21 protein-coding genes, 1 pseudogene and 1 riboswitch are annotated in these 26,238 nt (G+C 71.1%); of the genes and pseudogenes, 12 read left to right on the top strand and 10 right to left on the bottom strand.

Annotation, left to right across the window (positions count from 1 at the left end; all coding sequences use genetic code 11):
• Positions 1-178: 178 nt before the first annotated feature.
• Together ACOBQU_RS12870 and ACOBQU_RS12875 are read right to left on the bottom strand one after the other, a co-directional pair.
• Entirely contained in the window at positions 179-1,645 is a 1,467-nt protein-coding gene (locus tag ACOBQU_RS12870; protein WP_423634437.1) for a PAS domain-containing sensor histidine kinase, read from the bottom strand.
• 492 nt (positions 1,646-2,137) lie between these two features.
• Positions 2,138-2,791 (bottom strand): TetR/AcrR family transcriptional regulator, encoded by a 654-nt coding sequence (locus ACOBQU_RS12875; RefSeq protein WP_423626756.1) that lies wholly within the window; start codon positions 2,789-2,791, stop codon positions 2,138-2,140.
• Positions 2,792-2,887: 96 nt separating this feature from the next.
• Between ACOBQU_RS12875 and ACOBQU_RS12880 the strand changes: the two genes are divergently transcribed.
• Positions 2,888-3,700 carry an SDR family oxidoreductase gene (locus tag ACOBQU_RS12880; protein ID WP_423626758.1) on the top strand — a complete coding sequence of 271 codons (813 nt, stop codon included), beginning with the start codon at positions 2,888-2,890 and terminating at the stop codon, positions 3,698-3,700.
• Positions 3,701-4,205: 505 nt separating this feature from the next.
• On the opposite strand, the gene ACOBQU_RS12885 is transcribed toward ACOBQU_RS12880, so the two are convergent.
• Entirely contained in the window at positions 4,206-5,276 is a 1,071-nt protein-coding gene (locus ACOBQU_RS12885; protein ID WP_423626760.1) for an SIS domain-containing protein, read from the bottom strand.
• Between the two features lie 730 nt (positions 5,277-6,006).
• On the opposite strand from ACOBQU_RS12885, the gene nagB reads away from it, so the two are divergent.
• Entirely contained in the window at positions 6,007-6,792 is a 786-nt protein-coding gene (gene nagB / locus ACOBQU_RS12890) for a glucosamine-6-phosphate deaminase (RefSeq protein WP_423626762.1), read from the top strand.
• 183 nt (positions 6,793-6,975) lie between these two features.
• Here nagB and ACOBQU_RS12895 read toward each other — a convergent pair whose 3' ends face one another.
• From ACOBQU_RS12895 to ACOBQU_RS12910, 4 genes are all read right to left on the bottom strand, one after another.
• Positions 6,976-8,469: a glycoside hydrolase family 3 protein gene (locus ACOBQU_RS12895; protein ID WP_423626763.1), complete on the bottom strand. Its 1,494-nt coding sequence runs from the start codon at positions 8,467-8,469 to the stop codon at positions 6,976-6,978.
• Between the two features lie 10 nt (positions 8,470-8,479).
• Positions 8,480-9,310: a carbohydrate ABC transporter permease gene (locus ACOBQU_RS12900; protein WP_423626765.1), complete on the bottom strand. Its 831-nt coding sequence runs from the start codon at positions 9,308-9,310 to the stop codon at positions 8,480-8,482.
• Positions 9,307-10,287: a carbohydrate ABC transporter permease gene (locus ACOBQU_RS12905; RefSeq protein ID WP_423626767.1), complete on the bottom strand. Its 981-nt coding sequence runs from the start codon at positions 10,285-10,287 to the stop codon at positions 9,307-9,309. Before ACOBQU_RS12905 ends, ACOBQU_RS12900 begins: the two co-directional genes overlap by 4 nt.
• 106 nt (positions 10,288-10,393) lie before the next feature.
• A complete protein-coding gene (locus tag ACOBQU_RS12910; protein ID WP_423626769.1) occupies positions 10,394-11,665 on the bottom strand; it encodes an extracellular solute-binding protein in 1,272 nt (423 codons plus the stop codon).
• A gap of 314 nt (positions 11,666-11,979) precedes the next feature.
• Between ACOBQU_RS12910 and ACOBQU_RS12915 the strand changes: the two genes are divergently transcribed.
• From ACOBQU_RS12915 to ACOBQU_RS12955, 9 genes are all read left to right on the top strand, one after another.
• Positions 11,980-12,879, top strand: a complete 900-nt coding sequence (locus tag ACOBQU_RS12915) for a GntR family transcriptional regulator (RefSeq protein WP_423626771.1) — start codon at positions 11,980-11,982, stop codon at positions 12,877-12,879.
• Between the two features lie 124 nt (positions 12,880-13,003).
• The gene (locus ACOBQU_RS12920; RefSeq protein ID WP_423626773.1) at positions 13,004-15,151 is read left to right on the top strand and encodes a carbon starvation CstA family protein; all 2,148 of its coding nucleotides are present in this window, start codon (positions 13,004-13,006) and stop codon (positions 15,149-15,151) included.
• A complete protein-coding gene (locus tag ACOBQU_RS12925; protein ID WP_423626775.1) occupies positions 15,148-15,363 on the top strand; it encodes a YbdD/YjiX family protein in 216 nt (71 codons plus the stop codon). Before ACOBQU_RS12920 ends, ACOBQU_RS12925 begins: the two co-directional genes overlap by 4 nt.
• Before the next feature lie 166 nt (positions 15,364-15,529).
• On the top strand, positions 15,530-15,811 hold the full coding sequence (locus ACOBQU_RS12930; protein ID WP_423626777.1) for a DUF3311 domain-containing protein: 282 nt from the start codon (positions 15,530-15,532) through the stop codon (positions 15,809-15,811).
• On the top strand, positions 15,808-17,430 hold the full coding sequence (mctP, locus tag ACOBQU_RS12935) for a monocarboxylate uptake permease MctP (RefSeq protein WP_423626778.1): 1,623 nt from the start codon (positions 15,808-15,810) through the stop codon (positions 17,428-17,430). Before ACOBQU_RS12930 ends, mctP begins: the two co-directional genes overlap by 4 nt.
• 26 nt (positions 17,431-17,456) lie before the next feature.
• A complete protein-coding gene (locus tag ACOBQU_RS12940; RefSeq protein ID WP_423626780.1) occupies positions 17,457-18,119 on the top strand; it encodes a hypothetical protein in 663 nt (220 codons plus the stop codon).
• Between the two features lie 52 nt (positions 18,120-18,171).
• Positions 18,172-18,669 carry a GNAT family N-acetyltransferase gene (locus ACOBQU_RS12945; protein WP_423626782.1) on the top strand — a complete coding sequence of 166 codons (498 nt, stop codon included), beginning with the start codon at positions 18,172-18,174 and terminating at the stop codon, positions 18,667-18,669.
• Positions 18,670-18,886: 217 nt separating this feature from the next.
• A riboswitch (cobalamin riboswitch) is annotated at positions 18,887-19,009 on the top strand.
• A gap of 136 nt (positions 19,010-19,145) precedes the next feature.
• A complete protein-coding gene (locus tag ACOBQU_RS12950; RefSeq protein WP_423626783.1) occupies positions 19,146-21,551 on the top strand; it encodes a ribonucleoside-diphosphate reductase subunit alpha in 2,406 nt (801 codons plus the stop codon).
• Entirely contained in the window at positions 21,551-22,564 is a 1,014-nt protein-coding gene (locus ACOBQU_RS12955) for a ribonucleotide-diphosphate reductase subunit beta (protein WP_423626785.1), read from the top strand. Before ACOBQU_RS12950 ends, ACOBQU_RS12955 begins: the two co-directional genes overlap by 1 nt.
• On the opposite strand, the gene ACOBQU_RS12960 is transcribed toward ACOBQU_RS12955, so the two are convergent.
• Complete coding sequence (locus ACOBQU_RS12960; RefSeq protein ID WP_423626787.1) at positions 22,468-22,698, bottom strand: hypothetical protein; 231 nt, start codon at positions 22,696-22,698, stop codon at positions 22,468-22,470. The genes ACOBQU_RS12955 and ACOBQU_RS12960 overlap by 97 nt on opposite strands.
• Before the next feature lie 94 nt (positions 22,699-22,792).
• Here ACOBQU_RS12960 and ACOBQU_RS12965 point away from each other — a divergent pair, with 94 nt between their 5' ends.
• The gene (locus ACOBQU_RS12965; RefSeq protein WP_423626789.1) at positions 22,793-23,764 is read left to right on the top strand and encodes a GlxA family transcriptional regulator; all 972 of its coding nucleotides are present in this window, start codon (positions 22,793-22,795) and stop codon (positions 23,762-23,764) included.
• Between the two features lie 18 nt (positions 23,765-23,782).
• On the opposite strand, the pseudogene ACOBQU_RS12970 reads toward ACOBQU_RS12965, so the two are convergent.
• Both ACOBQU_RS12970 and ACOBQU_RS12975 read right to left on the bottom strand, forming a co-directional pair.
• A pseudogene (locus tag ACOBQU_RS12970) lies at positions 23,783-25,158 on the bottom strand (cytochrome P450).
• Positions 25,155-26,123: a terpene synthase family protein gene (locus ACOBQU_RS12975; protein ID WP_423626791.1), complete on the bottom strand. Its 969-nt coding sequence runs from the start codon at positions 26,121-26,123 to the stop codon at positions 25,155-25,157. The pseudogene ACOBQU_RS12970 and the gene ACOBQU_RS12975 overlap by 4 nt, the downstream one beginning before the upstream one ends.
• Positions 26,124-26,238 lie beyond the last annotated feature (115 nt).

Consider the following 26,238-nt stretch of genomic DNA (forward strand, 5'->3'; position numbering starts at 1 on the left):
CGAGCCGCAGCCGCGCAGTACCCCCGATGCGCATCGCAACGTGAGCGAGAAGCCCCGGACCGACATGGTCCGGGGCTTCTCGCTGTGCGCGTGCGGCGACCGGCGAGGTCGTTCTGCGCCCGGCGAGGTCGTTCTGCGCCCGGCGAGGTCACGCGCCGGGCCGCCGGGCGCGGCGATGTCACTTGTCGGCGCGCACCGGGATGTCGAGGACCACGCGCGTGCCGCGCTCCGGCGCGCGCACCATGTCGAACGTGCCGCCCAACTCGCCCTCCACGAGGGTGCGTACGATCTGCAGGCCCAGGTTGCCCGAGCTGTGCGGGTCGAAGTCGTCGGGGAGGCCGACGCCGTCGTCCTGGACGGTGATGAGGAGGCGGGCCTCCTTCGGCGTACCGCCCCGCAGGGCGGCGACCTCGACCGTGCCCGTGTCGCCCTGCCGGAAGCCGTGCTCCAGGGCGTTCTGCAGGATCTCCGTAAGCACCATCGACAGGGGCGTCGCGACCTCCGCGTCGAGGATGCCGAAGCGGCCCGTGCGGCGGCCCGTCACCTTGCCGGGCGAGATCTCGGCGACCATGGCGAGGACCCGGTCGGCGATGTCGTCGAACTCCACGCGCTCGTCCAGGTTCTGCGACAGCGTCTCGTGGACAATCGCGATGGAGCCCACGCGGCGCACCGCCTCTTCGAGTGCCTCGCGGCCCGACACGGAGTCGATGCGGCGCGCCTGGAGGCGCAGCAGGGCCGCGACCGTCTGGAGGTTGTTCTTCACCCGGTGGTGGATCTCCCGGATGGTGGCGTCCTTGGTGATCAACTCGCGCTCGCGGCGGCGCAGTTCGGTGACGTCGCGCAGGAGGACGAGCGAGCCGATGCGCGGCCCCTTGGGCTTGAGCGGGATGGCGCGCAGCTGGATCACTCCGTCGCCGCCCTCGATCTCGAACTCGCGGGGCGCCCAGCCGCTGGCGAGCTTGATCAGCGCCTCGTCCACCGGCCCCCGGGACGGGGCGAGTTCGGCGGTGGCCTGGCCCAGGTGGTGGCCCACGAGGTCGGCGGCGAGGCCGAGGCGGTGGTACGCCGACAGGGCGTTCGGGGACGCGTACTGCACGATGCCGTCCGCGTCCAGCCGGATCAGTCCGTCGCCCACGCGCGGGGAGGCGTCCATGTCGACCTGCTGCCCCTCGAAGGGGAACGAGCCCGCGGCGATCATCTGGGCCAGGTCCGAGGCCGACTGGAGGTAGGTGAGCTCCAGGCGCGAAGGGGTGCGCACGGTCAGCAGGTTGGTGTTCCGGGCGATGACGCCGAGGACACGGCCCTCCCTGCGTACGGGGATGGACTCGACCCGTACGGGGACCTCCTCGCGCCACTCGGGGTCGCCCTCGCGCACGATGCGCCCCTCGTCCAGCGCGGCGTCCAGGAGCGGGCGGCGGCCGCGCGGGACCAGGTGGCCGACCATGTCGTCCTGGTAGGAGGTGGGGCCGGTGTTGGGACGCATCTGCGCGACGGAGACGTAGCGCGTGCCGTCGCGGGTGGGGACCCACAGGACGAGGTCGGCGAAGGACAGGTCGGAGAGCAGTTGCCACTCCGAGACCAGCAGGTGCAGCCACTCGAGGTCGGAGTCGCCGAGGGCCGTGTGCTGACGTACGAGGTCGTTCATGGAGGGCACATGTGCGAGCGTACCTGGCCGCTCGGGCGGGGCCGCGGGCCCACTGCCGCGGGCCTCTCGCCGACTCGTCGCGGGGTGCCCGACGGGCCGCGGCGCCAGGGCGGGACCCTCAACCCGTCCCCAACACCGCAGCCCTCAGGTGCGCCAGCGGCTGGAATGTGCGGTACCGGCCGCCGACCCGGGAGAATCCGGCGCGGTCAGGGCAGAGAGCGCCGGGTCCTCGGTCCGCTCTCCTGTGCGGGGAGAGCGGTGCTTTACTCCCGCATTGTGGACTAGACCATTCTGCCGTGTCTATGCGCGGGACGAGGTTTGTTGCCGACTCTTCCCCGTTCTGCCGGGCGGGGCGCGTCTGACGCGAGGGCCGGGGTCCGCGGCTCGCGGGGCGGCACTCGTGGGGGCGACGCTCGCGGGGAGGCGGCGCAACGACGGCGCGGCGGGGCGACCGGTGGGGTCGGGCTGGCGGCGCGGGTCGTGTACGCCGCCTCAGGCGTTGGCTCGGGGCGACTGCGACGTTGAGGCGGGCGTCGCTCCGGATGTCGTCCTGGGTGCGGGCCAGGCCCGCATCGACAACTGGGCCACCGCCTCCAGTTCCTCGCGTGTGGCGCCGTCCCGCGACTGCTGGGACAGGCCCTGGAGGACCGCTCCCGCGTAGCGGGCCAGGGCCGCGGCGTCCGTGTCCCCAGGAAGCTCGCCGGATTCGATGTCCGCCCTTATGCGCTCCTCCATCGCGGCGATGTTGGCGTTGCGCCGCGCGCGCAGGGTCTGCTCGACCTCGGGCGTCGTGCAGTTGGTCGCCGCGTGGATGACGAGGCAGCCGTGCGGGTGCTCCGGGTCCGTGTACGCCGCGGCGGCCTCGCGGAGCATGCGCTCGACGCCTGCACGGGCGGTCGGCTCCTCGTCGAGCGCGCGCCCGCCGAACGCTCCGTACGACACCGCGTACCGCTGGAGGACCTCGGTGAACAGGGTCCGCTTGTCGCCGAAGGCCGCGTACAGGCTCGGGGCGCCGATGCCCATCTCGCGGGTGAGGTCGGAGACCGACGTCGCCTCGTACCCGTGCTCCCAGAACCTGCGCAGCGCCTTCTCCAGGGCCGTCTCGCGGTCGAAGGAGCGGGGCCTGCCTCGCTGTTTCGTCGCCATGGGAAAAATTCTATAGCGGGCGCTAGAAAAGCGGGGCGGAGATCGGGTACGGTCTTTGTGTAGCGACCGCTAGAGAAAGTTGGGGGGCGCCTGACCATGGGTGCGCTGACGGAGAACGTGTCGGAGCAGGGTGTGGCCGCGGGGACGGCCGAGGGGCGACTCGCGGGCAAGACCGCGCTGGTCACGGGCGGCAGCCGCGGCATCGGGCGGGGCATCGCCGTGCGCCTCGCGCAGGACGGCGCCCGGATCGGGGTGCACTACGGCAGCAATGCGCAGGCCGCGAAGGAGACGGTGGCGGAGATCGAGCGCGCGGGCGGTTCCGCGTTCACCATCGGCGTGGAGCTGGGCACGCCGGGCGACGCGCGGAAGCTGTGGTCGGCCTTCGACGCGCACGCGGACGGCTTGGACATCCTGGTGAACAACGCGGGCATCGGTACGTCACGGCCGTTCGCGGACACGGACGAGGCCGAGTTCGACCGGCTGTTCGCGGTGAACGCGAAGGCTCCGTACTTCATCACGCAGCTCGGCGCGGACCGGCTGCGCGACGGCGGCCGGATCGTCAACATCTCGTCGGGCGTCTCCCGCGCCGCGGTCCTGCCGGACATCGTGACGTACGCGATGACGAAGGGCGCCCTCGACGTCTTCACGCGGAACCTGTCCAAGGTCCTCGGCCCCCGCGGCATCACGGTCAACTCGGTCGCCCCCGGCATCGTCGACACCGACGTCAACGCGGACTGGCTGCGCGGCGAGGAGAACAAGGACGCGTGGGCGGGGGCGGCGGCGATGTCCGCCCTCGGCAGGGTCGGGACGCCCGCGGACATAGCCGACGTGGTCGCGTTCCTCGCCTCACCGGACGGGCGGTGGGTAACGGGGCAGTGGATCGACGCGACGGGGGGATCGCTGGCCTGAGGGCCGACGTGAGCCTGACTGCGACCTGACTGCGGCCTGGCGGGGCGCCTGGAGCGGGGGCACTGGCTGGGTGAGACCGCTTGGCCTGGCGGCGGGGGCGGCTTGGCTGGGCGGGGCTGCGGCCGGGCGTGGCGTGGGGGCTCGTGGGGGGCTGCTGGCTGGCGTGGGGGCTGCGGTCCGGCGGGGCGGTGGCGGCTGGCTGGGCGGTGGCGAGGCGGCAGCGGCCTGGCGGCGGCCGGTGACCCGATGCGGGGTGGCTGCGGCCTGGCGGGGAGACCGGGCCTGGAGGGAAGGCTGGACCTGGTGGGGACACCGGGCCTAGAGGGGAGGCTGGCGGCAGGGCGGCTGGCCCCGCACCTCAGCCGGGCACCAGTCACCAGTCACCAGCCCCCTAGATCACCGGTCACCAGCCCCAGACCACCGGTCACCAACCCCGGGACCGCCGGTCACGAGTCACCGCCCGACCCGTAGGCGACCGACCGCGGTCACCGGGTCTCCACCGCAGTCATCGGGTCTCCGTCACCTTCGCCAGTGCCCTGGGGGCATCGGGGTCCTGGCCCCGGGCGATGGTGACCTCGTAGGCGAGGAGTTGGAGGGGGATGATCTCCAGGATGGGCTGGACTTCCTCGGCCACGCCTTCCGTCGGCAGGACGAAACCGGCGGAGGCCTGCTCGACCTGTGCCTTCGGGCCGATGACCACGAGGTCCGCGCCGCGGCCGCGCAGTCGGTCGAGGACGGGCTGGAGAGCCTCCCCTCCCCTGCCGTCCGTCACGACGGCGATGACCGGAGAGATGTTGTCGACCATCGCGAGGGGGCCGTGCAGCAGGTCGGCGCCGGAGTAGGAGAGGGCGGGGATGTAGCTGGTCTCCATCAGTTTCAGGGCGGCTTCCTTGGCAGTGGGATAGCCGTAGCCGCGGGAGGTGATCACCATGCGTTCAGCGAACCGGTAGCGGGCGGCGAGCGTCCGGACCTCGGGTTGCCGGTCGAGGAGGTCGGCGGCGAGCCCGGGCAGCACGGCCGCGGCGGAGCCGTCGCCGTCGCGCAGCCCCTCGACGAAGAGGTACAGGGAGAGCAGGGAGGCGGTGTAGGTCTTCGTCGCTGGCAGGGCCTTCTCGGGTCCGGCGAGGATGTCGATGTGGTGTTCGGAGACGGCGGCCAGGGGGGAGTCCGGGTTGTTGGTGACGGCGAGGGTGATGGCTCCGGCCTCGCGGGCGGCCTGGGTGGAGGCCACGAGGTCCGGTGAGCCGCCGGACTGGCTCACGGTGACGACCAGGACGTCCCGCAGGTCGGGCTTGGCGCCGTAGGCGGTGGTGGTGGACATGGAGGTCAGCCCGCAGGGCAGGCCGAGGCGGACTTCGAGGAGGTACTTGGCGTAGAGGGCGGCGTTGTCGGAGGTGCCGCGGGCGGTGAGCAGGACGAAGCGGGGGCGCTTGGCGGCGACCTCTTCGGCGGTCCGGCGGATCTCGGGGGCGCCGGTGTCGAGGATGCGGCGCAGCACGTCGGGCTGTTCGGCCATCTCGCGCGCCATGATGCGGCCGGGCTGCTCGCTGTACGGGGAGGACGGCGTCACGGTCATGCCTACCACTGTGCTCGCTCCCGGCCGGGCGCGCGCCCCCAGGGGGTGTGGTCGGGGCGCCGGGGTGGGCCGCCGCGCGCTCAGGGGGGCGGGCCTCGCCCCGGACGGGCGGGCGTGGCCCCGCCTGGGGTCGGCGGCCCCCCACGGGGAGAGGGGCTGCACCTCTTGGTAGAGGGGCCCGCCCCGGGTGGGCTCCACCTCGGGCAGGTGGGCTCCGCTTCGGGCAGATGGGCTCCGCTTCGGGCAGATGGGCTCCGCTTCGGGCAGGTGGACCGAGCGCTCAGGGAGCGGACCACGCCCCGGACGGGCGTGCCTACCCCCCGGACGGATAGGCCTACCTCCCGGACGGGCGGGCCTCGCCACCGGTGGGCAGACCTCGCCCGGGCAGGTGGGCCTCCCCCACCCCGGACGGGCGGACCCCACCCCGGACGGGTGGGCCTCGTCACCGGCCGGTAGACCTCGCAACGCGCAGGTGGGCCTCACCCCAGACGGATAGGCCTCGCCACCGGCAGGTGGGCCTCACCCCAAGCGGATGGGCCCCGTCCCGGGTGGGCTGTTCTCGGGGGTGGTGTGGTTCCGGGGGCGAGGGGGGTGGGGAGGGTCGAGCATGGGCGGGAGGGCTCCGGGAGTGGGGGGCACTCTGCTAGATTGGTCTATACCACATTCTGGATCCGCCCGGATCCGTCCCGTTCCCCGGACCCCGTCCCCTCTTCAGATCGGCAGGCCCAGCGTGGAAGTTGTCATCGTCCCGGACGCCGAGGCAGGCGGCGAGCTGATTGCGGAGGCCATGGCCGCCCTGGTGCGCCGTAAGCCTGACGCCCTGCTCGGTGTCGCCACCGGTTCGACCCCGCTGCCCATCTATGAAGCGCTGGCGGCGAAGGTCCGCTCCGGTGCCGTCGACGTGGCGCGGGCGCGGATCTGCCAGCTCGACGAGTACGTGGGGCTGCCGGTGGGGCACCCGGAGTCGTACCGCTCGGTGGTGCTGCGTGAGGTCGTCGAGCCGCTCGGGCTGAGCGAGGACGCGTTCATGGGGCCGGACGGCAGTGCCGAGGACGTGCAGGGCGCGTGCGAGGCGTACGACAAGGCGCTCGCCGAGGCGGGCGGGGTGGATCTCCAGCTGCTCGGGATCGGTACGGACGGGCACATCGGGTTCAACGAGCCGTGCTCGTCGCTGGCCTCGCGGACGCGGATCAAGACGCTGACCGAGCAGACCCGGGTGGACAACGCGCGGTTCTTCGACGGGGACATAGACCAGGTCCCGCACCACGTGATCACGCAGGGCATCGGGACGATCCTGGAGGCGCGGCACCTGGTGCTGCTCGCCACGGGTGAGGGCAAGGCGGACGCCGTGGCGGCGACCGTCGAGGGGCCGGTCGCCTCCATCGTGCCCGCGTCGGCGCTGCAGCTGCACCCGCACGCGACGGTGGTCGTGGACGAGGCCGCCGCGTCCAAGCTGAAGCTCGGGGAGTACTTCCGGCACACGTACGCCAACAAGCCCGCGTGGCAGGGGCTTTAGCCTCCCGTGCGGTAAGGCGGTATCGCGGCAAGGCGGTAAGCAGACAGCGCCGGGCGCCCCCCCTTTCGGTGGGGCGCCCGGCGCCGTTTTGTGTTCTGGTGCGGGTAGCGCGTCGGGCTCGGGCCCGGGGGTGGGCGCACACCGCCTCCCGGCAGGACCGGCGTACCGCTCCCCGCGCAGGGGCTACGCCCCCGTCAAGGCCTCCGCTGCCGCCGTGCCGCAGACGCGGGCCGCGCCGTGGGTGGCGATGTGGAGGGCGCCGGTCGGCTTGGACTGGGGGACGCCCATCTCGATGACGACGGTGTCGGGGCGGGCCGCCAGGAGGTGGTCGACGGCCGCCGCCATCCACGCGTGGCGGTGGGCGTCGCGGACGACGGCGACCACGCGCCGCTCCCCCGCCGCCGCGAGGGCCTCCTCGCCCGCGCGGTCGCCGGTGAAGGAGCCGGTCTCGGTGCCGGGCAGGCGGCGGGCGAGTTCGGCGCCGACGCCCCAGGGGGTCTCGTCGCCGACGGCGATATTGGCGAGGGGGGTGAAGGCGGCGACATACGGAGCGTCCGTCAGGGGGCCCGCGTAGGTCTCGCTGTGGGTGATGGTCAGGGCGCGGCGGGCCGCGCGCAGGCCGATCTCCTGGTCGGGCGCGACGCCCGCGCGGGCCGCGGCGCCGGGGCCGGACGTCCAGGCGGCGAGCGCGCGGACGCGGGCGGCGGCGTCGGCGAGCCGCTCCTCGGGGAGTTCGCCCGCGCGGACGGCCGCGACGAGCGCGTCCCGCAGGCGCAGCACGGTGAGTTCGTCGTGCAGGCCGCCGCCGACGCAGATGGCGTCGCAGCCCGCGGCGATGGCGCGGACGACGCCGTTCTCGATGCCGTACGTGCCGGAGATCGCCTTCATCTCGATGCCGTCGGTGACGATCAGGCCGTCGAAGCCGAGTTCGCCGCGGAGCAGATCGGTGAGGATGCGGCGCGAGAGGGTCGCCGGGAGGTCCGGGTCGAGGGCGGGGACGCGGATGTGGGCGCTCATCACGGCGCGGGTGCCCGCGGCGAGCGCGGCCCGGAACGGCACCAGTTCGCGGGCGTTCAGCAGGTCCGGGTCGATGTCGATGTGCGGGACGGCGTGGTGGGAGTCGACCGAGGTGTCGCCGTGGCCCGGGAAGTGCTTGGCGCAGGCGGCGACGCCGGAGGACTGCAGGCCCTCGATGTAGGCGGCGGTGTGCCGGGCCACCAGGTCGGGGTCGGCGCCGAAGGAGCGTACGCCGATGACCGGGTTGTCGGGGTCGGAGTTGACGTCGGCGGACGGCGCCCAGTTGAAGTTCACGCCGCACTCGGCGAGGCGGCGGCCGAGTTCGGCGGCCACGCCCCGGGTGAGCGCCACGTCGTCCACGGCGCCGAGGGCGTGGTTGCCGGGGAAGGAGGAGCCGGTGCGCACTTCGAGGCGGGTGACGTCGCCGCTCTCCTCGTCGATGGCGACCAGGACGTCCTCGCGCTCGGCCCGCAGCTGGGCGGTGAGCGCGGCCAGCTGCTCGGGCGTGTGGACGTTGCGGCCGAACACGCCCACGGAGGCCAGGCCCTCGCCGATGCGGCGGAGCAGCCAGTCGGGGGCGGTGGTGCCGCCGAAGCCGGGCTGGAGGACGGCCAGGGCGTCGCGCGTGAGGGCGTCGGGTGCGGATGCTGTGGTGCTCATGGGTGTGCGGTTATCCCTTCACGGCGCCGTCGGTGAGGCCGGAGACGGCACGGCGCTGGAGGAAGACGAAGAGGAGCAGGATCGGGATGGCGAAGATCGAGGAGGCCGCCATGGTGGCGCCCCAGTCGTCGCCGTAGACGGTCTGGAAGCTCGTCAGCCACGCCGGGAGGGTCTTGGCCTCCGGGTCCTTGTTGACCAGCATGGCGATGGGGAACTCGTTCCAGGCGGTGATGAAGCCGAAGAGCGAGGTGGACATCAGGCCGGGGGCGAGCAGCGGCAGGATGACGCGGCGGAACGCCTGCATGCGGGTGCAGCCGTCGACCATCGCCGACTCCTCCAGTTCCTTGGGCACGGCGGCGACGAAGCCGCGCAGCGTCAGGATCGTGAAGGGCAGGATCATCACCATGTAGAAGAGGGTGAGCGGCACCATGCTGTTCAGCATGTCGGCGTCGCGCACGATCATGTAGATCGAGATGACCATGACTTCCCAGGGCGCCATCTGGGCCAGCATGAAGCCGATGATGAAGCCCCGGCGGCCCTTGAACCGCATGCGGGCGAGGGCGAAGGCCGAGAGCAGGGCGAGGACCAGGGAGAAGACGACCGCGAGGACGGTGACGGTCACCGAGTTCCGGACCATCTGCCAGAAGTGGTCGGCGTCTACGGCCGTCTTGAAGTGCTCGACGGTGACGTCGAAGGGGATCCAGACGGGGTCCTCGCTGATGATGTCGCCGGTCGGCTTGAAGGCCGTGGCGAACATCCAGTACACGGGGAAGACGAAGCCGATGAAGAGGACGACGGCTACGACGTTGGGCCAGACGCGGCCGAACCGGGAGCGCTTCACGCGTCCTCCTCTTGCTTGAGCACGATGCGCAGGTGGTACGCGGTCAGGAAGAGCATGATGATGATGGTCAGCATGGCGATGGCGGAGCCCATGCCGTAGTGCTGGTTGCCCGAGCCCTCGATGTAGGCGTAGACGGGCAGGATCTCCGTGAGCCGGTCGGGGCCGCCCTGGTTGATGGCGTAGACCTGGACGAGGGCCTTGAAGACCCAGATGACCTCGAGGAAGGTCGTGGCGTAGAGGAAGGGCCGCAGGAACGGCAGGGTCACCGAGGTGAACTGCTTCCAGGCGCCCGCGCCGTCGAGCGAGGCGGCCTCGTACAGCTCCTTGGGGATGGTCGTGGTGGCGGCGTACAGGTTGATCGCCACGAAGGGGATCGACATCCACACGATCAGCGTGATGATCACGAAGAAGGTGGAGTACTGGCTGCCGAACCAGTCGTAGTCGGCCATGGAGCTGAAGCCGATCTTGGCGAGCACCCAGTTGACGACGCCGTAGCGCTGCGCGAACAGCCACTGGTAGACGGTGGTGCCCGCGACGACGGGCATGGCCCAGGCGAGGACGAGGCCGAACAGGAGCAGCCGTCGCATCTTGTTGCCGAGCTTGGCGAGCAGCAGGCCGATCAGGGTGCCGAACACCATGATGAGCACGACGTTGATGGCGGTGAAGACGACCGACCGCCCGGTGACGCGCCAGAAGTCCTCGCTCTTGAGGATCTCCTTGTAGTTGTCGACGCCGTTCCACTCGGTGAGATGCAGGATGACCTGTCTCATGTTGAGGTTCTGGAACGACAGGATCCCGTTGTTCACCAGCGGCCAGCCGAGGAACAGCAGGGTCGCCAAGAGCGCGGGAAGCAGCAGCAGATAAGGCGCGAGGGCCGCGGCCTTCGCGCGGGGCGTGCGCGGGGCCCCGGTGCGCCCGCCGCCCGACTTCACTACCTCCGGCGGGCCGGAGGGCGGCCGTTCGGTCTGTACGGTCATGCTCGCCATCTCTTTCATCGGCACGTCACACAGGAATGCGCCGGGGGCGGCGAGGTGAGGATCGCGGGCACGACCCTGGTGTCACCGCCCCCGGCGGGGCGCTTCCTTACTGCTTCTGCGACAGGCGCTTGTTGAACTCGCCCTCGACCTTCTTCGCGGCGTCGGCGGGCGAATCGCCGTTCATGACCGCGGTCAGGTAGCTCTTGATCGGGTTGGGCTCGTTCTCGACGGCGCCCCACTCCGGGATCAGCGGGGTGATGCCGCCGCCCGCGGTGGCCGGGGACATGGCCTCGGCGGCCGCGTTGCCCTTGAGGTTGGACTCCAGGGCCTGCTTGTTCGGGATCACGCCGCCTTCCTTGGCGAGCTGGCCCTCGAACTTGTCGGACAGCGCGATCTTCAGGAACTCCTTGGCGAGTTCCTGCTTCTCGCTGGTGGCGGCGACGGCGAGGTTGGAGCCGCCGAGGAAGACGCCCTCGGGCTTGTCGGCCGTGGCCCCCGGGATCGTGAAGTAGCCGATGTCCTTCTCGATCTTCTTGTTGGCCTTGACGGCGGTGGCGGTCTCCCAGGCCATGCCGATGAACGCGCCGGTCTTGCCCTTGGCGAAGACCTCGGCCTGCTGCGGGGTGGCCTCGTCCTTGTTCTTCGGCGCCTTGGACAGGGCCTGGAACTTCTTGTACGTCTCAGCGGCCTTGACGACCTTCGGGTCGTCCAGGTTGGAGACCCACTTGTCGCCGTCCTTCTTGACCAGCTCGCCGCCCTCACCGATCACGAGGCCGACGAAGTGGTACCAGTTCTGGCCCGGCAGGTAGATCGGCTCCGCGTCCGTCTTCTCACCGATCTTCTTCAGGTCGGCGTAGAACTCGTCACGGGTCTTGGGCGTGTCCTTGATGCCCGCCTCGGCCCAGATCTTCTTGTTGTAGAGCACCACGCGGTTCAGGACGAACCACGGGGCGGCGTACTGCTTGCCGTCGACGACCGTGGACTTGTTGACCGACTCGGTCCAGTCGGCGCCGATGGACTTCTTGAGGTCGCTGAGGTCAGCGAGGCCACCGGACTTGGCGTAGGCGGCGGTCTGGGTGTTGCCGATCTCGAAGACGTCCGGCGGGTTCTCCTCCGACAGGGCGGCGGTCAGCTTCTGCTGAATGCCGTTCCAGTCCTGGACCTCGATCTTCAGCTTGGCGCCGGTCTTCTTCTCGAAGGCGGCCGTGACATCCTTGGTCCACTGGTCCGGAGTCGAACCGTCCATGGCCCAGAGCGTCAGCGTCTCGCCCTTGAAGCCGTCCTTTCCGGCCTTCTTGTCATCCCCGTCGTCACCACAGGCCGCGATCGAAACCAACATGCCCGCGACACCGATCGCCGCTATGAGCTTGCGCTTCACGTCATCCTCCTTTGGATGCCAGCCAACCCCCCACCCGCAGCGACCAAGAGGACCGAAAGTCGAAAGTACTGCCCGTGGGACTGGACCTGGTCTTTAATGGTGTAGACCAGTACGGGGGAGCTTGGCCTAGACCTTTTGGGGTGTCAAGGGTGTATAAGAAGGGCAGTCGCCTCCGTTATCGGACCGACACCTGAGCGGGCAAAGACCGCTCGGACCGGACCGTGCCACGATGTGAGCCGCGACAGACGGAGGAGCCGGTGACGGCAGCAGCACAGGAGCCGGTGACAGCGGAGCAGGAGCCGGGAAGGCGGAGCATGGGCACAGAGGCGGGCAGCACCCAGGCCGAGGCGGGCGCCTCGGCGACGGCGGCCGCGAGCACGTCCACGGCCCCCGCGGGGTCCCCCGGAACGGCCCCCGCCGGGTCGCCGGGCCTCCTCGCGGGCCCCGCGGCCCCCGCGCCCGCGCCGGGCGACGGATCCGGCCCCGGCAAGTCCGTGCGCCCGGCCCGCGTGCCCAAGTACTACCGCCTGAAGCGGCACTTGCTCGACATGACCGAGACCCTGCCGCCCGGCACCCCGGTCCCGCCCGAGCGCACCCTCGCCGCCGAGTTCGACACCTCCCGCACCACGGTCCGCCAGGCCCTCCAGGAACTGGTCGTCGAGGGCCGCCTGGAGCGCATCCAGGGCAAGGGCACGTTCGTCGCCAAGCCCAAGGTGTCGCAGGCCCTCCAGCTCACCTCGTACACCGAGGACATGAAGGCCCAGGGCCTGGAGCCGACCTCGCAGCTCCTGGACATCGGGTACATCACCGCGGACGACACCCTCGCCGGACTGCTCGACATCACCACCGGCGGGCGCGTGCTGCGCATCGAGCGGCTGCGGCTGGCCAGCGGCGAGCCGATGGCCATCGAGACCACGCACCTGTCGGCCAAGCGCTTCCCGGCGCTGCGGCGCTCCCTGGTGAAGTACACCTCGCTGTACACGGCCCTCGCGGAGGTGTACGACGTGCACCTCGCCGAGGCCGAGGAGACCATCGAGACCTCCCTGGCCACACCGCGCGAGGCGGGCCTGCTCGGCACCGACGTGGGGCTGCCGATGCTGATGCTGTCCCGGCACTCCCTCGACGGCGGCGGCCAGCCGGTGGAGTGGGTGCGCTCCGTCTACCGCGGCGACCGGTACAAGTTCGTGGCCCGCCTCAAGCGGCCGCAGGACTGACCCCGGCGCCGGTCCCGGGGCCCGCCCGGGAACTCGTCCGCACCCAGTCGCGTCCGCCCCGTAGCGCAGATCACTTTCCTGGCCTACCGTCCTCCCGTCACCGCAGACAACGGGAGGACGGTCCGTGCGCACAGCGAACCCGAAGACCATCGCCCTGTGGACGCTCGTCGCCCTGGTCGGCGCCGCGGGCTGGACCGTGCTCGCGCTCTCCCGGGACGAGGAGGTGTCGGCCGCCTGGATGGTGGCCGCCGCGCTCGGCTCGTACGCCATCGCCTACCGCTTCTACGCGAAGTTCATCGCGTACAAGGTGCTGCGCGTCGACAAGCGCCGGGCCACGCCCGCCGAACGGCTCGACAACGGCGTGGACTTCCACCCCACCGACCGGCGCGTGCTGCTCGGGCACCACTTCGCGGCGATCGCGGGCGCGGGCCCGCTGGTCGGGCCGGTGCTCGCCGCCCAGATGGGGTATCTGCCGGGCACGATCTGGATCATCGCGGGGGTGATCTTCGCGGGGGCCGTGCAGGACATGGTGGTCCTGTTCTTCTCCACCCGCCGCGACGGCCGCTCGCTCGGGCAGATGGCACGCGACGAGATCGGACCGTTCGGCGGCGCCGCCGCACTGCTCGCCACCTTCGCGATCATGATCATCCTGCTCGGCGTGCTGGCGCTGGTGATCGTGAACGCGCTCGCCGAGTCGCCGTGGGGCACCTTCTCCATCGCGATGACCATCCCGATCGCCCTGCTCATGGGCTTCTACCTGCGGGTCCTGCGGCCCGGCCGGGTCAGCGAGGTCTCCCTCATCGGCATCGCGCTGCTGCTGCTCGCGCTCGTCGGGGGCCGCTGGGTCGCGGAGTCCTCCTGGGCCGAGGCGTTCACGCTGGCGCCCTCCACGCTGGTGATCTGGCTGGTGGCGTACGGCTTCATCGCGTCGATCCTGCCGGTGTGGATGCTGCTCGCGCCGCGCGACTACCTGTCGACGTTCATGAAGATCGGCACGATCGTGCTGCTCGCGCTCGGCGTGGTCGTCACGCTGCCGACGCTGAAGATGGACGCGGTCACCGACTTCGCCTCGCGCGGCGACGGGCCGGTCTTCGCGGGCTCGCTCTTCCCGTTCGTGTTCATCACCATCGCCTGCGGCGCGCTCTCCGGCTTCCACGCGCTGATCTCCTCCGGTACGACGCCGAAGATGATCCAGAAGGAGACGCAGGTCCGGATGATCGGCTACGGCTCCATGCTGATGGAGTCGTCCGTGGCGATCATGGCCCTGGTGGCCGCGTCCATCATCGACCCCGGCCTGTACTTCGCGATGAACGCGCCCGCCGGGGTCGTCGGCGACACCGTCCAGGAGGCCTCGCGGGCCGTCGCGAACTTCGGGTACAGCATCTCCCCCGAGGACCTGGCGCAGGCCGCCAAGAACGTCGAGGAGAGCTCGCTGCTGTCCCGCACCGGCGGCGCGCCCACCCTCGCCGTCGGCGTCTCGGAGATCTTCTCCAAGGTCACCGGGGACTCGCTGCGGGCCTTCTGGTACCACTTCGCGATCATGTTCGAGGCGCTGTTCATCCTCACCGCGCTCGACGCGGGCACGCGCGTGGGCCGGTTCATGCTCCAGGACATGCTGGGCAACGTCTACAAGCCCTTCAGGAACGTCAGTTGGAAGCCGGGCCTGGTCCTCACCAGCGCCGCCGTGACCGGCCTGTGGGGCTACTTCCTGTGGGTCGGCGTGCACGAGCCGCTCGGCGGCATCAACCAGCTCTTCCCGATCTTCGGCATCGCCAACCAGCTCCTGGCCGCCGTCGCGCTCGCCGTGTGCACCACGCTCCTGGTGAAGTCCGGGCGCCTCAAGTGGGCCTGGATCACCGGCGTCCCGCTCGTCTGGGATGCCACGGTCACGCTCACGGCGAGCTGGCAGAAGGTGTTCTCCAGCGATCCGCGCGTCGGCTTCTTCAAGCAGCGCTCGATCTACCAGGACGCCATCGACGACGGCAGGATCCTGCCGCCCGCCAAGTCCATGGACGACATGCACACCGTCGTCACCAACTCCACGGTCGACGGGGTGCTTTCGGCGGTGCTCGCGCTGCTGATCATCGTGGTGATCGCGGACGCGGCCCGGGTGTGCGTACGGCACGTCCGCGACCCGCTGGCCTCGCGCCTGAGCGAGGCCCCGTTCGTGGAGTCCAGGACGGTGGCGCCCGCCGGTCTCTTCCCGACGAAGGAGGAGAAGGCGGAGCTGGCGGCGGCGCGGGAGCGCGAGAGCGCCGACGCGCGCTCATGAGCGGGAGGCCGCCCGGAAGGCTGGTGCTGCGCGCGCTGCGCGGAATCCGCTGGTACGTACGGGAGTTGACCGACGAGTCGGCGTACGAGCGGTACGTGGCGCACGTGCGCAAGGACCATCCGGACGCCGCCGTGCCGAGCCGCCGGGCGTTCGAGCGGATGCGGACGGACCGGCAGGACTCGGACCCCCGGCAGGGGTTCCGCTGCTGCTGAGAGGGCATGCCCTCGGCCCCTGCCCCGCCCTCACCACCCTTGTCCGTTATGCGGACAGGGGTTCCAAAAGGCGAGACCGTCACTTAGATTTCCCGCACGTTGATCACGGGACGAGCGTGATCAGACGAGCGTGATCACGGGACGACTGAGTGAACGGAGCCGCGCCATGCCCGACGTGCCTGAAGTGCCGGTCGCGCCGGAAGGGAGAGAGCCCGCGGTCACGCCGGTCCGCGTGGTCGTGGCCCTCTGCCTCGCGGCGCCGTTCGTGGCCATGCTCTGGGTCAGCTCCTACGCCAAGGCCGACCCGGCCTTCATCGGCATCCCGTTCTTCTACTGGTACCAGATGCTGTGGGTGCTGATATCGACCGCGCTCACGATGGTCGCCTACCGGCTGTGGCAGCGCGACCAGCGCGCCCGCACGGCCCGGCGGGGCGGTGCGGACCGGTGAGCGGCGGTGTCAACGGCGTCGCGCTCGCCGTCTTCGTCTTCTTCTTCCTCGCGGTCACCGTCATGGGCTTCCTCGCCGCCCGCTGGCGCAAGGCCGAGAACGAGCACAGCCTCGACGAGTGGGGCCTCGGCGGCCGGTCGTTCGGCACCTGGGTGACCTGGTTCCTGCTGGGCGGCGACCTCTACACGGCGTACACCTTCGTGGCCGTCCCGGCGGCGATCTACGCGGCGGGGGCGGCCGGGTTCTTCGCCGTGCCGTACACCATCCTCGTCTATCCGCTGATCTTCACCTTCCTGCCGCGTCTGTGGTCGGTCTCGCACAAGCACGGGTACGTGACGACGTCGGACTTCGTCCGGGGGCGGTTCGGCTCCAAGGGCCTGTCGCTGGCCGTGGCGGTCACCGGCATCCTCGCCACCATGCCGTACATCGCGCTCCAACTCGTCGGCATCCAGGCCGTCCTGGACGTGATGGGCGTGGGCGGCGGCGACGACACCAACTGGTTCGTCAAGGACCTGCCGCTGCTGATCGCCTTCGGCGTGCTCGCCACGTACACCTACTCGTCGGGGCTGCGCGCGCCCGCGCTGATCGCGTTCGTGAAGGACACCCTGATCTACCTCGTGATCGTGGTGGCCGTCATCTACATCCCGATCAAGCTCGGCGGCTTCGACGAGATCTTCCACGCGGCGAACGAGAAGTTCTCCGCGACGAACGAGGCGACCGGGAAGCCGGTGGGCGCGCTCGTGCCGGGCGACGCGGGGACGTGGACGTACGCCACACTGGCCCTCGGCTCGGCGCTCGCGCTCTTCATGTATCCGCATTCGATCACCGCGACGCTGTCCTCGCGCAGCCGTGACGTGATCCGACGCAACACCACCATCCTGCCGCTGTACTCGCTGATGCTGGGCCTGCTCGCGCTGCTCGGCTTCATGGCGATCGCGGCCGGGGTGAAGGTCGACAACGGCCAGTTGGCGATCCCGCAGCTGTTCGAGGACATGTTCCCCGACTGGTTCACGGGCGTCGCGTTCGCGGCGATCGGCATCGGCGCGCTGGTGCCCGCGGCCATCATGTCCATCGCGGCCGCGAACCTGTTCACGCGCAACATCTACAAGGACTTCCTGAGGCCGGACGCGACGCCCGAGCAGGAGACGAAGGTCTCCAAGCTGGTGTCGCTCCTGGTGAAGGTCGGCGCGCTCGTCTTCGTCCTCGGCATGGACAAGACGGTGGCGATCAACTTCCAGCTCCTGGGCGGCATCTGGATCCTCCAGACCATGCCCGCGCTGGTCGGCGGCCTGTTCACACGGTGGTTCCACCGCTGGGCGCTGCTCGCCGGGTGGGCGGTCGGCATGGTGTACGGGACGGTCGCGGCGTACGGCGTCGCCTCGCCGACGCAGAAGCACTTCGGCGGCTCCGCCAAGGAGATCCCCGGCATCGGCGAGATCGGCTACATCGGTCTGACGGCGTTCGTCCTCAACGTGGTGGTGACCGTCGTCCTCACCGTCGTCCTGAGGGCCCTCAAGGCCCCCGAGGGCGTCGACGAGACGTCTCCCGAGGACTACACGGCGGACGCCGGGGACGCGGGCGTCCGGGCCGAGCTGCCGAAGGTGGGCGCCGGGCACTGATCCGCGCCCTACGCGAGGATGGCCCCATGAGACGACGTCTGCTGCCGCCCGTGTGCCTGCTGCTCGCCCTGACGGGGTGCGGTACGGAGGACTCCGGTGCGGGATCCGCCCCGGACCGCGCCGAGTTGGAGGCGCGGGCCCGGGCGGCGCAGACCGTCGTCGAGCACGTGTACGTGACCGAGGCCGACGGGTACACGGCGGCGACCCAGTCCGCGGGCGTGCTCGGCGCCGACGGCTTCCAGGTCACGTACGTGCACAAGCGCGGCGGCGGGCGGATCGCCCTGCGCGTCGACCGCGGCACCGTCGACGACGCGAACTGCCGCACCGTCCCGCCTGCGGCCAGCAGGTGCGAGAAGGACGGTCCGGGCTGGTACCGCGTGACCGGCCAGGCGCACGAATACGCCCGCTCCGAGAACGGGCTGCGCGTCCAGGTCTCCGCCGACCGCGGGGCCGTCGGCCGGGACGTGCTGCGCGCCGCCGCCGAGCGCGCCCACCGCGCCGACGACCGCGAACTCGACGCGATCCTGCCGAGGCCCGCGGACCCCATGGGCCTGCCCACGGACGGCGGCGACACGGGCACGCCCGCCACGCCCCGCACACCCAGCACACCCACCGCCCCCGTGGAGCGCGGCGACCTGCCGGAGTTCGGCGACCAGGCGCCGACGGACCCACCGCACGTCGGCGGCTGAGGAAGCGGGAAAACGGGGCCCGCCACCGCCGCCCTCGGGCACACTGCCGCGCATGGACATCACCATCAGACGGGTGCGGCCGGACGAGTACGCGGCGCTGGGCACCCTCACGGCCGAGGTCTACGCGGACGCCGGTCTGCTGGCCTTCGACGAGGCCGACGGGTACCGGGAGCAGCTGCGGGACGTGGCCGGGCGGGACGCCGCCGCCGAGGTCCTGGTGGCCGTCGAGGGCGAGCGGCTGCTCGGCGGCGTGACGTACGTGCCGTCGGCGGGCGGGCCGCTCGCCGAGATCTGCCGGGACGGCGAGGCCGAGATCCGCATGCTGGCCGTCGGCCGCGAGGCGCGCGGCCGGGGCGCGGGCGAAGCCCTCGTACGCGACTGCGCCCGCCGAGCCCGCGCCGCCGGGCGCACGGCGCTGGTGCTGTCCACCCAGCCCGCGATGGGCGCGGCGCAGCGGCTGTACGTGCGCCTGGGCTTCGTCCGCGCCCCGCGCCGGGACTGGGAGCCGCTGCCCGGCCTTCCGCTGCTCGCCTACGCGTTGCCGCTGTAGACCGCCGTAGGCCGCCGTAGGCCCCTGTAGACCCCCGTAGGCCCCTGTAGACCGCTGTGAACGGCGGTGCGGCCGGGGCCGTGTGCCGCCGCGCCCGCCGCCGTGCGGACCGCCGCGCGCACCCCCGCGGTTGACGCCCGACGGCACCTTCCGGTGAGGTCTGCGTCACCCTCCGACACAACATCTAGGGGCGCTTCCAGAAGCCAGCACAAGATGTATGCTCGTGCTCGCTGTCGCCGCAGGGGAATCCGGTGCAAGTCCGGAACTGTCCCGCAACGGTGTACGTGTGCGCTTTTGCGTACCCATCAGTCCGAGGACCTGCCGACAGCGCGCCCGTACCGCCCGGTCCGGGCGCCAGATGTCCGGGCCTCGTGGAGTGGGCTGAAGGACGCGCAGTACGCCACCGCCGCGCGCGGTCGCGCCCGCGTGCCCTCGTCCCGCCGCCAGGCCCCGAGCCGAGCGAGGGAGAGCACCACGTGACCATCGCGCCCGCCGAGCCCGCGTCAGCGCAGGCCGCAGCCGGTAACGAGACCGCCGAGCGGTCCGCGCCGACCACCGACGGTCCCGGTACCGCGCTGTTGCGCACCCTGACCGACCTCACCGCCGACCTCCCCGACGCCGACCCCGGCCGGGTCGCCGCCGCCGCGCTGCGCGGCCGCTCGGCGAAGGCCGACGAGGCGGAGCTGAGGGAACTCGCCACCGAGGCCGCCGCCGGGCTCATCTCCGAGGACCCCGCGTACTCCCGGCTCGCCGCCCGCCTGCTGACCATCGGCATCCGCGAGGAGGCCGCGTCGCAGGGCGTGACGTCGTTCTCCGAGTCGGTCGCGGTGGGGCACCGCGAGGGCCTGATCGCCGACCGCACCGCCGCGTTCGCCGCCCGGCACGCCGCCCGCCTCGACGGGCTCGTGGAGGCCGCCCTCGCCGACGGCGCCGACCGCCGCTTCGGCTACTTCGGCCTGCGCACCCTGCACAGCCGCTATCTGCTGCGGCACCCGATCACCCGCAAGGTCATCGAGACGCCGCAGCACTTCATGCTGCGCGTGGCCGCCGGGCTCGCCGAGGACGACAGCGAGCGCGCGCTCGACGAGGTCGCCGCGCTGTACGGCCTGATGAGCCGCCTGGACTACCTGCCGTCCTCGCCGACGCTCTTCAACTCCGGCACCCGGCACCCGCAGATGTCCAGCTGCTACCTGCTCGACTCGCCGCTTGACGAGCTGGACTCCATCTACGACCGCTACCACCAGGTGGCGCGCCTGTCGAAGCACGCGGGCGGCATCGGCCTGTCGTACTCCCGCATCCGCTCGCGCGGCTCGCTGATCCGCGGCACCAACGGGCACTCCAACGGCATCGTGCCGTTCCTGAAGACCCTCGACGCGTCGGTGGCGGCGGTCAACCAGGGCGGCCGCCGCAAGGGCGCCGCCGCGGTCTACCTGGAGACCTGGCACTCCGACATCGAGGAGTTCCTGGAGCTGCGCGACAACACGGGCGAGGACGCCCGGCGCACCCACAACCTGAACCTGGCGCACTGGATCCCCGACGAGTTCATGCGCCGCGTCGCCGCCGACCAGGAGTGGTCGCTGTTCTCGCCCTCCGACGTGCCCGACCTTGTCGACCTGTGGGGCGAGGAGTTCGACGCGGCGTACAAGAAGGCGGAGGCGGCCGGTCTCGCGCAGAAGACCATGCCCGCGCGCGAGCTGTACGGCCGGATGATGCGCGCCCTCGCGCAGACCGGCAACGGCTGGATGACCTTCAAGGACACCTCCAACCGGACGGCCAACCAGACCGCCGAGCCCGGCCACACCGTGCACTCCTCCAACCTGTGCACGGAGATCCTGGAGGTCACCGACGACGGCGAGACGGCCGTCTGCAACCTCGGCTCGGTGAACCTCGGGGCGTTCGTCGACACGGCGGCCGGGGACATCGACTGGGAGCGGCTCGACGCCACCGTCCGCACGGCCGTGACGTTCCTCGACCGCGTCGTGGACATCAACTTCTACCCGACCGAGCAGGCGGGGCGCTCCAACGCCAAGTGGCGCCCGGTGGGCCTGGGCGCCATGGGCCTCCAGGACGTCTTCTTCCAGCTGCGCCTGCCCTTCGACTCCCCCGAGGCCAAGGCGCTGTCGACGAGGATCGCCGAGCGGATCATGCTGGCCGCGTACGAGGCGTCGGCGGACCTGGCCGAGCGCCACGGGCCGCTGCCCGCCTGGGAGAAGACCCGCACCGCGCGCGGCGTGCTGCACCCGGACCACTACGACACCGAGCAGGCCTGGCCCGAGCGCTGGGAGGCGCTGCGGGCGCGCATCGGGAAGGTCGGCCTGCGCAACTCGCTGCTGCTCGCCATCGCCCCGACGGCGACCATCGCGTCCATCGCGGGCGTCTACGAGTGCATCGAGCCGCAGGTCTCCAACCTGTTCAAGCGCGAGACGCTGTCGGGGGAGTTCCTCCAGGTCAACTCCTACCTGGTCGAGGACCTGAAGCGGCTCGGCGCGTGGGACGCCCGCACCCGGGAGGCGCTGCGCGAGTCCAACGGCTCGGTGCAGGGCTTCACCTGGGTGCCCGAGGACGTGCGCGCCCTGTACCGCACGGCCTGGGAGATCCCGCAGCGCGGCCTGATCGACATGGCGGCCGCCCGCACCCCGTACCTGGACCAGTCGCAGTCCCTGAACCTGTTCCTGGAGACGCCGACCATCGGCAAGCTCTCCTCGATGTACGCCTACGCCTGGCAGCGGGGCCTGAAGACCACGTACTACCTGCGCTCGCGCCCCGCGACGCGCATCGCCCGTGCCGCCTCCGGCACGACCCCCGTCCCCCAGCAGGTCGCCGACCCCGAGGCGGTCGCCTGCTCCCTGGAGAACCCCGAGTCCTGCGAGGCCTGCCAGTAATGAGTTCCGCCGAGAAGAACCTGCTCGACCCCGGTTTCGAGCTCACCCTGCGCCCGATGCGCTACCCCGACTTCTACGAGCGCTACCGGGACGCCATCAAGAACACCTGGACCGTCGAGGAGGTCGACCTCCACTCGGACGTGGCCGACCTGGCCAAGCTGACGCCCGAGGAGCAGCACCTGATCGGCCGCCTGGTCGCGTTCTTCGCGACCGGCGACTCGATCGTGGCGAACAACCTGGTGCTGACGCTGTACAAGCACATCAACTCCCCCGAGGCGCGGCTGTACCTGAGCCGTCAGCTGTTCGAGGAGGCCGTGCACGTCCAGTTCTATCTGACGCTGCTCGACACCTATCTGCCCGACCCGGAGGACCGCGCGGCCGCCTTCGCGGCCGTGGAGAACATCCCCTCCATCCGGGAGAAGGCCGAGTTCTGCTTCCGGTGGATGGACTCGGTGGAGAAGCTGGACCGCCTGGAGTCCAAGGCCGACCGGCGCCGCTTCCTGCTGAACCTGATCTGCTTCGCCGCGTGCATCGAGGGGCTGTTCTTCTACGGGGCCTTCGCGTACGTCTACTGGTTCCGGTCCCGCGGTCTGCTGCACGGCCTGGCGACCGGCACCAACTGGGTGTTCCGCGACGAGACGATGCACATGTCGTTCGCCTTCGACGTCGTGGACACCGTCCGCAAGGAGGAGCCGGACCTGTTCGACGACGCGCTTCAGCAGCAGGTCACGGACATGCTGAAGGAGGCCGTCGAGGCGGAGCTGCAGTTCGCCCGCGACCTGTGCGGCGACGGCCTGCCGGGCATGAACACCGAGTCGATGCGCCAGTACCTGGAGTGCGTCGCCGACCAGCGCCTGACGCGTCTTGGCTTCGCGCCGGTGTACGGCTCGGAGAACCCGTTCTCGTTCATGGAGCTTCAGGGCGTGCAGGAGCTGACCAACTTCTTCGAGCGGCGCCCGTCGGCGTACCAGGTCGCCGTGGAGGGCTCGGTGTCGTTCGACGACGAGTTCTGATCCGGCCCCTGCTCGGCCCGCCGCAGCTGCCGGTCGATCCGGCGGTCGTGGGCGTGGCCGATCAGTGACGGCAGGGCCATGAGCAGGAACACCCCGAGGACGGCCAGCGTGTCGAGTGCGTCGTGTGCGTTCATGACGACCACTCTCGCGCTGGCCGTCCCCGCACGTGAGTGGCAGAACTGACGCACCCCCTCGATTTCCTGCCAATGGCCCGGCACACTGGGCGCCATGCTGAGCAATGTGGCGGCCGTGGCGCTCGACGGCGTGCATCCCTTCGAACTCGGCGTGGTGTCCGAGGTGTTCGGCCTCGACCGCAGCGACGAGGGCCTCCCGGTGTACGACTTCGCGCTGGTGTCGGCCGAGGGGCCCACGCTGAGCACGCACGCCGGGTTCACCATCTCCACGCCGCACGGCCTGGACCGGCTCGAAGAGGCCGACCTCATCACCGTCCCGGCCGGTGACTCCTATGTGACCCGGGACTTCCCGCCCGCCCTGCTGGACGCCCTGCGCCGGGCCGCCGCGCGCGGCACCCGCATCCTGAGCGTCTGCACGGGCGTGTTCGTGCTCGGCGCGGCCGGTCTGCTGGACGGGCGGCGGTGCGCGGTGCACTGGCGGCACGCCGAGGAGCTGCGGCGCCGCTATCCGCGCGCCGCCGTGGAGCCGGACGTGCTGTACGTCGACGAGGACCCGGTCATCACCTCCGCGGGCACCGCCGCGGGCATCGACGCCGCCCTGCACCTGGTCCGCCGGGAGAACGGCGCGGAGGTCGCCAACGCCATCGCGCGCCGCATGATCGTGCCGCCGCACCGCGACGGCGGCCAGGCCCAGTACATCGAGCGGCCGCTGCCGCGCACCCGGTGCGACACCGTCGGCGGCGCCCTGGCGTGGATGGAGCGCCACCTCGACCGGGAGGTGACCGTCGACCAGCTGGCCGCCCGCGCCCATATGTCGCCGCGCACCTTCGCCCGCCGCTTCCAGCAGGAGACGGGCACCACGCCCTACCGCTGGCTGCTGCGCCAACGGCTGCTGCGGGCCCAGGAGTTGCTGGAGGGCACGGACGAGACGGTGGACGCGGTGGCGGCGCGGTCCGGGTTCGGGACCGCGGCCGCGCTGCGCCACCAGTTCGTCCGGGCCCTCGGGACCACCCCGAACGCGTACCGGAGGACGTTCCGGGGGCCCGGCGTCGACTCGGCGGCCTGACGCCGGGCCCGCGCGGGGTCAGCGCCGCTCGGCCCTGAGGACCAGGTTGCGCGGGTGCAGCGTGATGCCGACCTTGGTGCGGGTGTCGGTGTCCCCGACCGGTGCCAGGCGCCACTTCGGCGCGATCGTCGCCAGGATGATGGCGAGTTCCGCGAGGCTGAAGTGGTCGCCCGGGCACTTACGGTTGCCGACGCCGAACGGCATCATCGCGAACTCCGGTACGCTCGCGGCGCGTTCCGGATTCCAGCGGTCCGGGTCGAACTCCAGATGCCGCTCGAAGGAACGCGGATCGCGCTGCATCGCGTACACGCTGTACACGATGTCGGCGTCGGCCGGAATGCGATAGCCGCCGAGGCTGGTCTCGGCCACCGACCGCCGGGTGAAAATCCAGGCCGCCGGTCGGATACGCATCGCCTCCGTGACGACATTGCGGGTGTGGCGCAGCTCGCCGAGATCGGCGAAGGCGACGTCCCGTCCGCCCGTCACGGAATTTACCTCTTCAACCAACCGCCTTTCGTGCTCCGGGTGTTCGGTGAGCAGATGGAAGGTCCACGCCAGCGTGGAGGCGACATTCTCCGCGCCCGCCACCACGAGCGAGACCACGTGGTCGTGGATCTCCTGGTCCGTGAGCGGCTGCCCGGATTCGTCGCGCGCCGTGAGCAATACGGCGAGCAGGTCCTCTTCCGTGCCGTTTCCCCCGTGCGCCGTTCCTCGACGATCTCGTCGACCAGCGCGTGCAGATCGGCGAGGGCGCGCTCGAAACGCCGGTTGGCGGGGGTCGGCACCCGGTAGAGCGGCCCGACGGACAGCACCATGCGGCGGTAGAGGCCCTCGAAGACGGTGTGCAGCGAATCGCTGATGCGGTCCGCCTTCTCCCCGATGGAGCCGACCTCCAGCAGGGAGCGGGACACGACGCGCACGGCGGTGCGGAACATCTCCGCGCTGACGTCCACCGTCGCCCCGTGCTCCCAGCGGGCCGCCGTCGCGCGCGCCTCCTGCTCCATCACGCGCGCGTAGTCGGCGATGCGCTCGGGCCGGAAGGCGGGCTGCATCATGCGCCGCTGGCGCCGGTGCAGGGGGCCGTTGCTGGTCGCCACGCCCTTGCCGAGGAGCACCTCCAGGGTGTCCCACAGGGGGCCGCCGACCACGTACTCCGGGCTCTTGAGGAGCGCGCCGACCAACTGCGGATCGCACACCGCGTACGCGGTCTTCGGTCCTAGTCGGATCCGGACGAGGTCCCCGTGGTCGCGCAGCGCGGCGAGGAAGCCGAGGGGGTCCCGCGCCAGGTTCCAGGCGTGGCCGAGAAGTGGTGCTCCGCCCCCGGCGAGCGGTGGGGTGCGCGGGGGCGCGGAAGCGGCGGGCGTTATGGCGGACGCCGAGGATTCCACGGTCATTCTTCACCACCTGAGAGGTCGATTCCTGCCAGTTCGCTGCCGGGGGTCTCGGGGATTTCCAGGTCCGACACATAGGGCGGCAGGGTCTGGTCCGCCCAGCTTTCCACGCGGTATCTCCCGGATTCGTGGTGGAACCAGTACACGGAACTGAACCAGTTCCGCATGTTGAATACGCAGGACTCGATGGCGGCCTTCACCTCGCGGCCCTCCGCACCCTTTCCGCCCCAGGAATCGGCGATCTCCAGGACGTCCGGCTCGACTGCGAGGAAGTCCCGTACGCATTCGCTGACGCGCCGGTGGACTTCCCTCACCGCCTCTTCCAGGGAAAGCCCCTCGTGGTGGATCAGGGAGATTCCCAGATTGTGCACCTCGTCGCCCGCGAGTTCCTTGGGGAGCGAGCAGAGGTCGTTGTACCAGGCGGAGAAGTCCTGTGTCGCGCGCGCCGCCTCGCGATAGGCGGGATGCCTGCGGACTTCGTCCGGCAATTCCCGTCCCGCGGTCGGTTCGAGCAGATCGATCCAGACCCAGTGCGCGAAGGTGAGGCGGCGCAGTTCGATGTACGCCTCGACGCTCGGCACCGTGCCGGTGCGCCGGTTGCCGAACTCGTGGTCGTAGGCGTCGATCACCGGGTGGAAGTGGCGGGCGAAGCGCTCGTTCCAGCGTCGCCCGAGGTGCGAGTACAGCCTGGTGACGCAGTCCGCGAAGCCCGCGACCAGGGGGTCCGCGTGGTGCAGTTGCTCCGCCGGGTCCTGGAGGGTCCGGTGCAGGGCGCGGCAGAGCCCGGCCCAGCGCTCCGCCCTGCCGTGCACCGCGTCACGGTCGTGCCGGTCGTCCCAGCCGAAGAACCAGGAGCTCAAGTCCGCGATGGCGGCGAGCAGTTCGTCCGGGGCGCCGATGTAGTAGCCCGCCACCAAGTCCGTGTAGCACAGGCTGTCGGCATATGCCGCGACCTTGTCGGGCGGCATGAGGCGCTTTTCGAGGAGCCACGCACGTGAACTCTCCTGAAGCTTTGGCCAATACGGATGCAGATGCCGGGGAAACTCCGACTCCACCACCGGAAGGGCCAGCGCGGGCGGCACC

This window comes from Streptomyces sp. G45 (assembly GCF_049542095.1).
Lineage (GTDB): Bacteria > Actinomycetota > Actinomycetes > Streptomycetales > Streptomycetaceae > Streptomyces.